Source organism: Mariniflexile sp. AS56, from assembly GCF_030552475.1.
In the GTDB taxonomy this organism is placed as follows: Bacteria; Bacteroidota; Bacteroidia; order Flavobacteriales; family Flavobacteriaceae; genus Mariniflexile.
Window position 1 is genome coordinate 24387 of the sequence record NZ_JAUPED010000023.1, and the last position, 13935, is coordinate 38321.

The following is a 13935-nucleotide window of genomic DNA, read 5'->3' on the forward strand; positions in this document are numbered from 1 at the left end:
TAGGATGTATTACATGTTTAAAATAATATCCTTTAGCTTATCTAACGAAACAGGTTTAACAATATAATTACTATTCATATTGTATTGTTCAGCACGTTCCATATCTTTTTGACTATCCGAACTTGTTAGAATGTATATGTTTATTTTCTGTTTAGTAGGGATTTCTTTGAAGGCATCTAAAAATTGCCATCCATCCCAAATAGGCATATTTAAATCTAATAAAATTAATTCTGGTAAATTTTTCCCACTAGCTATTATGGCTTTTAATTTATCGAAGGCATCTTTTCCGTTAGAACATATTAAAATAGACTCCACAATACCTGTTAAATTTAGGTACCGCTTTGTAATATAAACATGGGTTGGATCATCTTCTATGATACATGCTAAATTAATTTTTTTCATTTTTAAAAAGTACTTTAAATGTTGTTCCTTTATTTACTTCACTGGTAACTTCAATTTTGCCGCCAATTGCTTCTATTTGGTTTTTTGTTATAAATAGACCAATACCTTTGGCATCTTCATTTTTGTGAAATGTTTTATACATTCCAAAAAGTTTTCTTTGATGTAGACCTAGGTTTATACCTAAACCGTTATCTATAAAGCTTATTGTGGTAAACTTATCGTTTTTTTCTGAATTAATTTCAAGAAAACTGTCTCTTTCTTCAGACCTGTATTTTATGGAGTTTGTAATGAAGTTTAACATAATGCTTTCTAAATAAGCTTTAATCCCTAAAACTTCCACATCTTCAGCAACGTTGTTTGTTATCTGTACATGGTTTATTTCAGCTAAAGAAAGAACGGAGGTAATTTGTTTTTCTATAATTGGTTTTATTGGGATGATTGATAAGTTTTCTTCTGAAGATAGGTTTATTTGAACAATCTCAGATAAATCTTTAATAGTTTCTTCAAGGCTGTTTGAAGAGGTTTCTAATAGGTTGATTATTTCGTTTTCAAAAAACTCAGGCTCTTCATTTTTTAAAATTCCTAATAATGCCGACATTCCTCCAGAATGAGATCTCAAGTTGTGAGAAACAATATGGGCGAAATTTCTTAAACGTTCGTTTTGTTCTTTCGTTATTGTTAGTATGCGCTGTAGTTCTTTTTCTTGCTCTTTTAGTAATGTAATATCGGTGATTTGAGAGATAAAATAGAGCACATGTTTATCAATATCCCTTACTACAGAAACGGCTAATTGAACATAAACCAACTTTCCGTTTTTATGATAATAGCGTTTTTCCATTTTGTAATGGTCGCGCTTACCTTCAAGAATATCTTCTAATAAAGATAAATCGATATTTAAATCTTCCGGATGTGTTATATCCTGAAAAGTTAAATCATAAAATTCATCAGTGGTGTAACCAACCATATCAGAAAGTGTTTGGTTAACTTTTAACCATTTACCTTTTCTATCTAGTAAAGCCATTCCTATACCGGCATTTTCAAAATTACCTCTAAAGGCTTGTTCGCTTTGTTCTAGTTTTATTTGATATTCCTTAAAGGTGTTAATATCTTGAATGGTACCGTAAATTCTGGTAAAACTGTTATTTGTTTTTTCTGGTATACCAATAACTTTTACCCATTTAGGTTCGCCTTGTGATGTTATAATTTGTAATTCATCGGTGAATCCTTCCCCAAGATTTAAAGCTTTGGTAACTAATTCTGCTATTTTCTCTCTGCTACGACCTTCTTTGTAAAAATTAATACCAGTTTCAAGGCTGGGTTCATAGTCCATAGCAACACCGTGCATGGCTTTTGTAATATCGCTCCAAGTAATTTTTTGGTTGCTTACATCCATATCCCAAAGTCCAATATTGGCTGCTTGGTTACAATGTCTTAAATATTCTTCATTTTCTTTAAGTTCGGTAACTTCTATATGAGACCCCAACATTCTAGTAGGTTTACCTTCAGTATCTCGTATGGCTAAACCTTTGCAACGAATCCAAACGGTTCTTCCGTTTTTATGAATGTACCTAACAACCTGGTCGTAAGTGTGTTCAGGGTTGTTTAAGTGCTTATGAAAGTTTTCTATAGAGGTTTCTAGGTCGTCTTTGTTTATTATATCTTGCCAAGCAGCAGCTTTATGCGGCTTTGTGCTAGGGTCGTATCCTAAAATTTCCCAGAATCTAGAATTCATCCATTCATTTTCTGGGTTTTCTAGATCCCAATACCACATCCCATCTAGTGAATTATTTTGAATAAATTCGAAGATGCTAGAATCGTTTTTTATTAAATTGTTTAGTTCTTTTTCTAAATAGTTCATTAGAGAATTGAGGGATTTGATTTACTATTAATTTAAATTAGGAGTAATTGGTTTTTAGAATTAATGAAATTTAGTTTTAGTTATGCAGGTGGTTGTATTTATTGAAGGCCAGATGTTGGTTTTGCGGCCTGTAATAGCTAAGATAATAGTTTTTAGTTGTAAAAAAAAGACAGACAATTGTTTTGTGTTTTTATTTTGAAAATGAGGTTCGAAATAAGTTTTAGATATTAAAAGACACACTATTCATAGTGTGTCTTTTTTTTTGGGGGATACTACTTTATATAAAGGCCGTTTGGGTTTTATTTGGTTGGAATGTATATGTTAAAGGTAGCGCCTTCACCTATTTCACTATGTGCAAGAATGATTCCGTCGTGATTTTCTACAATTCTTTTTACAATAGCGAGTCCAATTCCAGTTCCTGTATATTCCTCCTTGGTGTGAAGGCGTTGAAAAACTTCAAATATTTTGTTGTTGTATTGTTGTTCAAAACCAATTCCGTTATCACTAAAACGAATATGGCAATATTGTTTTTCGTCTACCAATGCGTCAATATCAGTTGTGTTTCCTTCAATAATTTCACAATCAATTTTAATTAGAACGGGGTGATTTTCCTTAGCAAATTTAATAGAGTTACTAACCAAATTAAGTATCACTTGCTGAAACTGTACAGGAATAATCCTAACTTCACATATATTGTTTAGTATAAAGGTTATGTCTTTTTGTTCCAATTCTTCACTTAAAGTTTCTTTCGTGTCTTCAATAATTTCGTGCAAGTCAACTATTTCAAATTTGATATCTTGAGCATTGGTTCTTGAATACGCAATAAGATCTTGAATTAAGTTTTGCATGCGGTTTGCAGATTTCTGCATTCTTGTAAAATGTTTCTGCGCATTTTCTGACAAGGTTGCGTATTCCGTTTCCAGAATACGGGATGCAAAGATTTGAATTTTACGTAAAGGTTCTTGTAAATCATGACTGGAAATATAAACAAAGGATTGTAACTCCTTATTCATTCTTTCTAGATCCATGTTTTTTTGCTGTAGTTCATTGGTACGCTGTTGCACCATGTTTTCTAATTTATTAGTAAACATTTTTTCTTCTTGAATATCGGTACTACTTCCAACCCATCTTTTTATAACGCCATCAGCATCTTTTTGAGGTATGGCACGACTTAGTTGCCAGCGATATTCGCCATTGTGTTTGCGAAAACGGTGGTGTAATAAGAAATCTTTCCCGGTGATTATAGAATGTATCCATTCTTTAATGTTTTGTTCTCTATCATCTGGGTGAACAATCTGGATCCAACCTTGCTTTATAATTTCGGAATGTGTTAAACCAGAAAAATCAAAAACAGATTGATTAAAATAATTTAGGTTGCCATCGGGATCTGAAGTCCATATAAATTGAGGCATGGAATCTGCTAAAAGGCGAAATTTCTCTTCTCTTTCTAGTAATTGTTGCTGAAAGTTTCGTTCGTCTGTTATGTCTCTTACAGTTCCTACCATACGTTCTGGCACATTGTTTTCGTCGTAAAACACCTTGCCTTTGGCATCTAGCCAATGTAAGGATTGGTCTTCCCAGAACACCCTTATTTGGTAATGTAGTACTCCTTTTTCAAAGGCCTCATCATAAGCTTGCTTTCTCCTACCTAGATCATCTGGATGAAGATTTTTAATAATATCCTTATGTGATAAATCCCTTTGCTTGGGAAAGCCTAAAATCTCATAACAACGATCGGATGCTACAATTTCAGATGATTTTAAATTAACATCAAAAACCCCTAGCTCACTGGCTTCAATTATAAGTTTAAGTTTTTCCTCATTTTCCTCTATAAGATTTTTTGCTTTCACGGTGGCGGTGACTTCGGTGGCCACAACCATAATACCCGTAACCTCATTGTTTTCCTTTAAAGGATGGTATACGAAATTGAAATATAGGGTTTCTAATTTTCCTTGACGACTTAAGATAACAGGAAATTCATAGCCATAAAAAGCGGTCTCGGTTTTATAGATATCGGCAATTATGGGTGCTATGGTTTCTTTAACATGTGGAAGGACTTCAAAAAGCGGCTTGCCTACATATTGTTTTTCTGTTTTTTCTATGAGCATTAAGTAATGGTCGTTAACCATTTCTGTAATATTATCAGGACCTCTAAAAATAGAAATTGCTAGAGGTGCTTGCTTTACAGAATCACGAAATCTTTTTTCGCTTTCTTCTACTTTTTCAAAAGCATCAATAACATCTTGCTCAGCCTCTTTACGTTCTGTAATATCACGAGCTATGGCAAATAATAAGGTTTTATCTTCTACTTGAACACTTCCCATATTTATTTCTACAGGGTATTTGTGTCCTTGTTTATTTTTATGAATGGTTTCAAAAGGAGGGATGACGCCAGTTTGAGCACGTTTAAATGCTTCTTTGTATTTTTTTTCATGATAAACCATGTCAACATCTGGAACTTTTAATAAAGCCATTTCTTGCTCTGTGTAACCCCATTGGTCAAGAGCCTTTTTATTTAGGTAAACAAAACTTCCGTCTTCTTCCATAAGAATAAAAGGGTCTGCAGCCGTGTCGGCCATAAATTTGAACAATTTAATTTCTGAAAGAGCAGTTTCTACCTTGTGTTTAGCTTCATTTAATTCGGTGACTTCAGCCGCCGTATTCATCACCGCATAAATAGTTCCGGAAGAGTCCATTACCGGGGTGAAATTATAATTGAAATAGAATGATTTTAATTCATTATTTATAAAGATATCTACTTTTTGGTTTTTCGCGTGAAAGGGAGTGCCTGTATGTAGTACTTCACGAACTTGTTCAAATATTTTTTGATTTTGTAATTCAGGTAGGATGTCGCTGTATAGCTTTCCAACCACATCATTCCCTTTACCCCAAATATCTATAATGGATTGATTGGCAAGTGAAATGTGCATCTCTTCGCCTGTATATAAGGCAATAGGGAAGGGGGCACTCTCGACTAAAGAGCGTATGCGGTGTTCGCTTTCTTCTACTTTCTTTCTGGCTTTTACTTGTGGAGTTACATCAACACCTATAGCCATGATGCCGTTTATTTTACCTGCTGTATCATAAAGGGGTTCAAAAGAAAAATTGATATATACCGTTTCTAAAATATTATTCCTTACTACTTGAACAGGCATTTCGGGAGTCGCAAAGCGATTGCCTGTGTTTGCCACATCGTCCATAAATTCTTTTATTCCTTGTGATAAAAGTTCGGGCATGGCATCAAAAAGAGGGGTGTTCAAAACTTCCTCTTCTGTTCTTCCCCATATTTCAAGTGCAAACTTGTTGGCTATTTCTATGTTGTAATCTAATCCGCGAAATATAGCAATGGCAACGGGAGCCTGAAGAATCATGAGTCGAAGACTTCTTTCTCCTTCCTCTATTTTATCTCTCGCTAATACTTTGCTTGTAACATCTTCTACGGTTCCGTTTAGGCGATATGCAATTTTATCATCATTAAACCAGGCTCGCCCCTTAGCGTGAACAATAATTTCTTTTTGTGAAACAGGATTTATTATCGTGTATTCGATATCGTAAATTCCGTTTGAATTGTGGTCTAAAACTTCTTGAATAGCATTAGTTACGCGTTCCTTGTCTTTTTCTGTAATGACATTAATAGCAGTGGTAAGTTCAATTTGTTCTTCAGGAGGCAAACCAAACCATTGTTTTAGTCGGGCGTTTCCTGAAAATTTATTGGTTTGCGGATTAAAGTCGAAGGTTCCAAGTTGCGCAGCTTCTATGACGAATTCTAGTTCATTGTTGCTATCTATCAATTCGTCTTCGGCTTTCTTTTTAGCAGTAGTTTCAATAACTGTTACTAAAACGCCTCCTACTTCACCAGACTCTAATCTAATAGGGCTATAAGCAAAATCGAAATAACAGGTTTCAATATACCCGTTTCGGTTTAGTGGCAGCATAAAGTCTGGAAAACCAACGGGTTCACCATTCATTACACCATCGAACATGGAGCCAATGATGTGCCAAACCTCAGAAAAGGTTTCTTTTGTGCTAATGCCTAATGCTTCGGGGTGTTTGGTGTCTCCTAATATAGGGCGGTAACCATCATTATATATTTGAGTATACTCCTTGCCCCATGCGATGTACATACCGAACGGATTATCCATCATAACGCTTACCATAGTTCGCAAAGGTTGTGGCCATGTTTTTGGGTCACCTAATGGTGTTTTGCTCCAATCTCTAGATCGGATGAGTTTACCCATGTCTCCGCCACCCTGTAAAAAATTGAACTCTGTATTATTAGTACTCATATATAAATCTAAGGTTGAATAATGAAATGTTCTTGCGAACGTGGAGGTAAAACAGGGGTGCTGAATATGTTCAGGGCTTTTTTAATTACCATTTTTAAACTTGAAAATTCACTCGGTTTTTGTATGTAGTAGTGAGCCCCTAACTCATACAAACTATTAACAGTAATACGGTCTAGCGAGGTAGAGTAAATGATAATGGGAATTTGGGACCACTCCTTTTTAGCCTTTATTTCTTCGATGCATTCTATCCCAGATTTTCGAGGCATATTAAGATCTAGAAAAATAAGGTCGGGGTAATTAAGCGGTTCTGATAATAAGAAATTTATAAGTTCAACACCATTATTTACTGTGGTAAGCGTTGAAGGACTTCCTATTTCATCTAAAGCATCCTTGAAAAAGTCGCAATCATCTATATCATCATCTGCAAGCAGAAGGTGTAGTTTTGTTTTTTCCATTTTATAAAAATCCACTCAATAGTGACTCAATCAATTATATTTTGCAATTTTAGTTTTATAACTAATTTAAAATAGAAGATTTGGACGATTCTAAAATGTTTTAGTATTCAATGCTTTAATAATGTTAACCTTGTTTTTTTTTTAACTTCCCATATGATTGCTCCGACGGGAATAAGTTTTAAAATTAAAATATTTTACCTTTAAACGAAGTTAGTGGTTTTTTCTTATAATGTCAAATTAACTTTCAGTATTAAAGAATACCTTGTAAAAATGCATTTTCTTTTCATCATCATAGCCACGTTCTAAGTATTCTACAGAGGCGTCTGGTGCATCAATATCTAGTTTTATTTGTATGTTGGTGTCCAGTTTAATATCGGTTTTAAACTTTTTCTTTTCTTTATTAACAACGCTTTCTGCAACATCAAATTGGTTTCTAAGAACTAGATTTTTTTCGCCCTCAAATGTTTTTTTATAATCCTCAAATAAGCTTTTGTATTTGTCTTCTTCAAAAAGTTCGTCTTTAAAACGTTCAACATTTACTACTTCATTTTCTTTAAAAAAGTCGACTGTTTTTGCTAAAAAGGTATTTTGTTCCTTAGCACCGTAGGTTGTTTTTAAAATTTCGGTAGAGAAATCTTTACAAAGCTCTATATATTGTTGCGTGTGGTTATTAGCGTCATCAGCATATTTAATGTTTAAAAACTGGTTTATCCAATATTGCGCATCATAACTATTGTTATCTATGCTTAAAATAATATTACCTTCTGTATCGGTTTGGTTTAAAATTAAACAGCCTTTGTCTACCTTTTTACTGCTAATACCGTTTTGTACTAACACGTCGTAGCTATTGTTTTCTAAATAGGTTTGAAAGAAATTAACTTTAGATTCTATTTTAAAAATACCTAAGGCATTTGTAGTTATATCATTAAACTCAATGCCTTCAAACATAACGATTAGCACATCGCCTGTTTTTATTTGTGCCGATGTAGATTGCTCATATAAATGCTTAACCACGTGTTTTGAAACATCTATAAACGCATCATCATCGCTAAACACTTGGGTGCTGTAGCTATTAATTTCGTTTAGTGAAATGTTAGCATGGTGGTTAAACCTGTAGCTTTGAACCACAGAACCAAACGGACGTAATAAGAAAGGTAGCATTAATTCGTAGCTGGCTTCGTCAAAATCTACGAGCTTTTCTGAAAAAGCATTTCTAGTGTCGTTGAATTTATTACCAACTTTATGTATAATGAATTTTGAAATGGATGCGTTTTTTCTTGAAATCATGGTTTCTATTTGGTTTTTACAAATGAGAGTAGGTTTATAATAAGATTCGCTTTTAATAAAGGAATCTTGTATGCTTGTTACTATTAATTGATTCTATACAAGACAATAGAATGATCTTCACCTTTAGTTACAAACTCTAAGTTATTGTCTTTGTCAATATTATCTAGTGAAATTTCTGAAGTACCATACACCGGGAAATTGGGTAATAAGATGCCGCGGCTATCATAGATATATACTTTTTGAGCTTGCAAATCGGTAATCGCTACATAAATTTTATCCTTAATATAATATAGCTCTGGTTTGGTGTAGCTACCAAAATCTAACTCGATAGCATTGCTTTTAATAGTTAGTTTATTCTCGCTAAGTGTAACCAAGGTTTTACTAGAAGTTTCTAATTTATGTTTTTCTGCAAGATTTAAATTTTGAGTAGAAACACCTCCTTTAGTATCTATAGAAATTAATTGCCCGTTTGAAGTGGTTGTAGTAAAGGTGTCGTTATACAAAAAGATAGGTTGGTTTGAAAAATTACTCGACGTTTTAGGAGTAACACGTGTATTACCAACACGGTCTATAATATGAAGTGTGTTTTGGGTTTTGAACAGGATATAATCCTTGCCGCTTATTCTAAAATGTTTTGGCTGACTTATAATAGCATCTTTGGCCGCTTTAAAGTTGAAACCATTTACTATTTTGGAGTTCACATCGTATACCAATATGTTTTTGCCTTGGGTTACGAATAGACGGTAATTTTTATTTCGATCATAATCGAAAACAGAAAGGGGCTGTGTAATGTCATCATTAAATTTACCAGGGAATGGCGCCACGTCTTTACCATCACGGTCTATAACGTAAACACGGTTTGGGGTAGCGAAAGCCAGTTGTAAGCGTCCGTTTTTGAAAATGTCAATTTGTTCTATCGTTCCTAAAACGGCGCCTTCTAATTGTTTTTTCCAAAGAATTTTCCCTTTATTAGAAATTAGGTAGAGGTTGTTTTTAATGTCTTGAACAATAATTTCTTTCTCTTTAGTAAGATGATTGGTTACAAACAGAGGCTTGTTTAAAATGTTGGAAGCTAATTTGATGTTTAATTCTTCTGAAACCGAATTTTGAGTCGCTCTTGTTTTACTTTTTTGGATGATGGCATTGAGGTGCGCAAAATTAGAATCGTAAATAAATTGAAGTGCCGATGTGTTATAATTACTAAATGAAGCATCTAAATCGCTAGTGAAATTAGTGCTTAAAATAGATTTTAATGCCGTACTGTTTGTTGCTAATAGTAAGGAAGAGGCATTGCTTAACTTTTCTTTCGCTTTCTTAAAAGTTTCTAATTCGTTAAAAGTGGTTTTGTTTTGGTAATTAGCAATGATGCTTTGTAGTAAAACTGAATGACTAGAGAATACAAAAAAGTTGTCGAGTATGCAGTATTTAGTGGTGTTGATGCCTTTAATTAATGGAGAAAAGGTAGTATTGAATAATTTAGGTTGGCTGAAACTGTATATTTCGATGCCTCTGTAAGTTTCAACAATAGTTTGTTCTCCAATAAGTGCGTCTTCAGTAGCAATAAAATCGATAGAATTTAAAGCAATCGCTCTATTTTCATCTTGATAAATAATACCAACTTCTATAATATTATCGAAAAGTGGAGCACTACTCGAAAGAGAATCTTTCTTTGTAAATACTTTTAAATTGCTTTCAATAGTTTTAAAGTTTTTAAAAGTGAAACTCATAAAACCATCACTACTAAAAGGTGTTATGTTTTGAATTTGATTCTCCTGCGGAATGGTGTTTTTAAATATATTGTTAAGTATTTTAGTAGAATCGGTGGCTTTGGTAATACCGTTTATATAAATGTCGTCTTGCTTTAAGTCAACATCAATCGCTATATAGTTGGTGAACGCTTTTAAGTTTAGCGATTCTTCCATAAAAAACGATTTTATAAAAGTCGAATTAGCATTAATGATAATCGAAAATGTTTTATCGTTACTTGTAGAATTGTAAATTTTCACTAATTCTTCATTCATATTAGAATTTGTGAAAACAGTGTTTATGGCATTTTTAGATGAAGCTGCAAAAAAAGTGCTGTCAATTATCGTACTGTAAAACGTGTTTTTTTCGAAGGTAGATTTTGTAAGTGTTTGGTTTTCGTAAGTAAGTGTTTCTTCAATATAATTTTTAAGAGAATCTCTTTTGAATAATTGAGGCGTGTATTTTGTTATAATGGTGAATTCAAGACTGTCTTTTTCATCTTTTGAAAAACAAATAAGTAATTCGCCATTTGGTTTAAGAAGCTTTAAATAATCAAGATTGATTTCAAGTTCTTTATAAGCCTCCGTTTTTGAAAATTTATTTAAAAAGTCGCTGTTGTTAATGCTGCTTTTCAAATCTTCAAGATTGGAAGTTTTTATAATGATAGCTGCATTTTCTGGAACAAAATCGATTAGGTTGGTACGATTTCTTTCAACGTTGGAACAGCTAAAAACAATAAATAATAGGAGGGTGAAACCAAGGAATCTCATAAAACAAATTAATTTATACAAACCTACATATTTTTCAATTTATAGTAAGTAAAATTGATGTAATCTGTTAAATTTTAATTTTTAGTGTTCGGGTAATAAACGAAAGGTTTTTCTGTGGTATTTGGTGATGCCATAGTTTCGTATGGCTTCCCGGTGCTCTTTAGTAGGGTAGCCTTTGTTTTGTTTCCAGTTATACATGGGGAATTCTTCATGAATGGCATTCATATAAGCATCTCGATATGTTTTAGCCAATACGGATGCGGCAGCAATACTTAAATATTTTCCGTCGCCCTTAATAATGGTTTCAAAAGGAATGTTCCCGTAAGGTTTAAACCTGTTACCGTCAACAATTATGAATTCGGGTTGAGGTGTTAATTGGGTGATAGATTGTTGCATGGCTAAAATAGAGGCATTCAGAATATTTATTTGGTCGATCTCTTCTTGAAATACATGAGAAACACCAAAAGTAAGGGCTCCTAATTCTATTATAGGCTTTAGTAAATCTCTTTTTCGTTCGCTAAGTTGCTTAGAATCGTTTAAAATCGAGTTTTTAAATTTAGGGGAAAGTATAACTGCAGCGGCAGTGACCGGACCTGCCAAACACCCGCGGCCCGCCTCGTCTGTGCCGCATTCTAAAGCGAAATTTGAATGGTTTTTTAATAACATGGTAGTAGTAATAATGTCAAATCTATAATTTTAATTGCAATTAATTCCAGTTTTATGAAATATCGATAGTGATTTTTGTGAATGAATTATCTGATATTTTTAAATACCCAATTTTAGCACCTTTATTTTATTGATATGATATTTTTTACATGTTAATTTTATGAATCATTAAATTAAAATTAGGATTTAGTGGTGGCTTTTCGTTTTTTTTAATCTGTTTTTTTGTTTATTCAATATAATATGTAGATGTTTGCACCCGACTAACTCAAAATAAATATTCAATCGCATCTTTTAAAAGAGATGATTAGTATTTAAAACAAAGCCAGCAAATATTGCTGGCTTTGTTTATTTAAAATATTTGCACGCACTTAACGTTGTAATAATTACTTTTGCTTCGGGAAAATTCAATTTTATTTCGAGTGTAACCTAAAAACGGTTATCAACTCAAATTTTATGTATGCTAATGATATCTATTAAAAATAAGCTAAGTAATAACAAGGGGATAATTAAACTGCTTTTTGTACTTTTTGTCATCTTTCAGTTTAATCAACTTAGTGCGCAAGATAAACCGAAAAAATCAAGCAGGTTAAGTCGTGAGTTAGGACTGGCAGACCCAAACGATTCTCTTAGTAAAGAAAAACGCCCAAAAATTACCGATTACCGCATAATTTCACATCTTAATGATACCACATACGTAGATACCACACTATCTATAAAAAAGGAATACAAGTTCAATTACTTAAGAAAAGATAATTTCGGATTAATGCCTTTTTCTAATATGGGGCAAACCTATAATAATCTTACCTATAACTTTGAAAACACGAAGTTAATGCCAAGTTTCGGTGCGCAAGCAAAGCATTTTTTCTTTATGGAAGTGGAAGATATTAATTATTACCGCGTACCAACACCACTTACCGAGCTGTTTTTTAAAACAGCCTTCGAACAGGGGCAACAAACGGATGCTTTTTTCACTATAAACACGTCACCTCAATTCAATTTTTCAATAGCCTATAAAGGCTTGCGGTCTTTAGGTAAATACCAACATATACTTGCAAGTAGTGGTAACTTCAGGTTTACATCAAATTATTCTTCAAAAAATAACAGATACCAAGCGAAAGGACATATTGTAACCCAGGATTTATTAAACCAAGAAAATGGAGGTTTACAGGATAGCGATATCCAGTATTTTGAAAACGGTGATCCGGAATTTTTAGATCGGTCTATTTTTTCAGTTAACTTTGAAAATGCAGAAAGTATGCTAAATGCTAAACGCTTTCATTTAGATCATACATACCATATAGTAAAGAGAAAAGATTCTTTGTCTAAAAACAAATTGAATATAGGACACATTATTTCTTTTGAAGATAAATATTACCAATTCGATCAAACGTCATCAAACAGTTATTTTGGCGATGCCTTTAAATCATCGTCTTTAAAAGACCGCGCGACGCTAGAGAATTTTTATAATCAGCTACAATTGAATTATAGTAATAATATAGTAGGGGATCTGCAATTCAATATTAGTAATGATAATTATAACTATGGCTATGATAAACTGGTAGAATTAAACGGTACAAGAATAACCAACAGGTTAAAAGGTAATATCTTTTCTGCAGGTGGTAAATACCATAAACAATACAGAGGGTTCGAACTAAAAGGTGAATTTGGAGTTAATGTGTCTGGTAATTTTGACGGGAACTTTTTAAAAGGAACGGCAAGCTTTAAATTGAATGAAGACATAGCAGCATCAGCATCCTTAAATCACAGTTCCAAAGCACCAAATTATAACACCTTATTATATCAAAGTGATTATATAGAGTATAATTGGCAAAACAGTTTTAATAATATAGAAACTCAACAACTTGCATTCAACTTAAAATACAAGAATATTGCGAATATTACGGTCGATCTTAATACCATAAACGATTATGTTTATTTTAAAGAAGACGAAACAACACAACAAGTAAGGCCGTTTCAAAACAATAGCACCATTACGTATTTAAGAGCGAAGTTTGAAAATGAAATAAAAGTCGGCAAATTTGCTTTAAATAATACTGTGTTGTATCAAAACATGCAAGATGATAACAACGTTTTAAACGTACCAGAATTAACAACACGTAACACGCTGTATTTTTCTAGTCATTTATTCAAAAAGGCAATGTTTCTGCAAACTGGTATAACCTTAAATTATTTCACTAAGTATTATATGAATGCTTATAATCCGTTGTTGGCAGAATTTTATGTACAAACAGATCGTGAGTTTGGGAACTTCCCAAGGTTAGATTTCTTTTTAAACGCCAAAATTCGTCAAACTAGGGTGTACTTTAAAGCGGAACATTTCAATTCTTCTTTAACAGGGTACGACTATTATTCAGCGCCAAACAATCCATATCGTGATTTCACAATTCGATTTGGCTTAGTTTGGAACTTCTTTTTATAATATAAAGTAACGTGTTTTCTGATTG

General features: G+C 33.0%; 8 protein-coding genes. 1 reads left to right on the forward strand and 7 read right to left on the reverse strand.

Annotated elements, in window-relative coordinates; translation table 11 throughout:
* Positions 1-9: 9 nt before the first annotated feature.
* The 7 genes from Q5N74_RS17600 to Q5N74_RS17630 form a co-directional block, all read right to left on the reverse strand.
* Positions 10-402, reverse strand: coding sequence for a response regulator (locus Q5N74_RS17600; RefSeq protein ID WP_304390307.1), 393 nt, complete (start codon positions 400-402; stop codon positions 10-12).
* Entirely contained in the window at positions 389-2260 is a 1872-nt protein-coding gene (locus Q5N74_RS17605; RefSeq protein WP_304390308.1) for a PAS domain S-box protein, read from the reverse strand. The genes Q5N74_RS17600 and Q5N74_RS17605 overlap by 14 nt, the downstream gene beginning before the upstream one ends.
* Before the next feature lie 299 nt (positions 2261-2559).
* Complete coding sequence (locus Q5N74_RS17610) at positions 2560-6546, reverse strand: PAS domain S-box protein (RefSeq protein WP_304390309.1); 3987 nt, start codon at positions 6544-6546, stop codon at positions 2560-2562.
* Positions 6547-6554: 8 nt separating this feature from the next.
* The gene (locus Q5N74_RS17615; RefSeq protein WP_304390310.1) at positions 6555-7001 is read right to left on the reverse strand and encodes a response regulator; all 447 of its coding nucleotides are present in this window, start codon (positions 6999-7001) and stop codon (positions 6555-6557) included.
* A gap of 237 nt (positions 7002-7238) precedes the next feature.
* Positions 7239-8288: a nucleoid-associated protein gene (locus Q5N74_RS17620; RefSeq protein WP_304390311.1), complete on the reverse strand. Its 1050-nt coding sequence runs from the start codon at positions 8286-8288 to the stop codon at positions 7239-7241.
* Positions 8289-8371: 83 nt separating this feature from the next.
* On the reverse strand, positions 8372-10804 hold the full coding sequence (locus Q5N74_RS17625) for a ribonuclease HII (protein ID WP_304390312.1): 2433 nt from the start codon (positions 10802-10804) through the stop codon (positions 8372-8374).
* Positions 10805-10885: 81 nt separating this feature from the next.
* Positions 10886-11470 carry a ribonuclease HII gene (locus Q5N74_RS17630; RefSeq protein ID WP_304390313.1) on the reverse strand — a complete coding sequence of 195 codons (585 nt, stop codon included), beginning with the start codon at positions 11468-11470 and terminating at the stop codon, positions 10886-10888.
* Positions 11471-11933: 463 nt separating this feature from the next.
* Here Q5N74_RS17630 and Q5N74_RS17635 point away from each other — a divergent pair, with 463 nt between their 5' ends.
* On the forward strand, positions 11934-13910 hold the full coding sequence (locus Q5N74_RS17635) for a putative porin (protein WP_304390314.1): 1977 nt from the start codon (positions 11934-11936) through the stop codon (positions 13908-13910).
* Positions 13911-13935: the final 25 nt, after the last annotated feature.

Coding starts and splice junctions, on each gene's coding strand:
- Q5N74_RS17625 (WP_304390312.1), bottom strand. CDS start 10,804: ATGAGATTCCTTGGTTTCACCCTCCTATTATTTATTGTTTTTAGCTGT.
- Q5N74_RS17630 (WP_304390313.1), bottom strand. CDS start 11,470: ATGTTATTAAAAAACCATTCAAATTTCGCTTTAGAATGCGGCACAGAC.
- Q5N74_RS17635 (WP_304390314.1), top strand. CDS start 11,934: ATGATATCTATTAAAAATAAGCTAAGTAATAACAAGGGGATAATTAAA.
- Q5N74_RS17615 (WP_304390310.1), bottom strand. CDS start 7,001: ATGGAAAAAACAAAACTACACCTTCTGCTTGCAGATGATGATATAGAT.
- Q5N74_RS17605 (WP_304390308.1), bottom strand. CDS start 2,260: ATGAACTATTTAGAAAAAGAACTAAACAATTTAATAAAAAACGATTCT.
- Q5N74_RS17600 (WP_304390307.1), bottom strand. CDS start 402: ATGAAAAAAATTAATTTAGCATGTATCATAGAAGATGATCCAACCCAT.
- Q5N74_RS17620 (WP_304390311.1), bottom strand. CDS start 8,288: ATGATTTCAAGAAAAAACGCATCCATTTCAAAATTCATTATACATAAA.
- Q5N74_RS17610 (WP_304390309.1), bottom strand. CDS start 6,546: ATGAGTACTAATAATACAGAGTTCAATTTTTTACAGGGTGGCGGAGAC.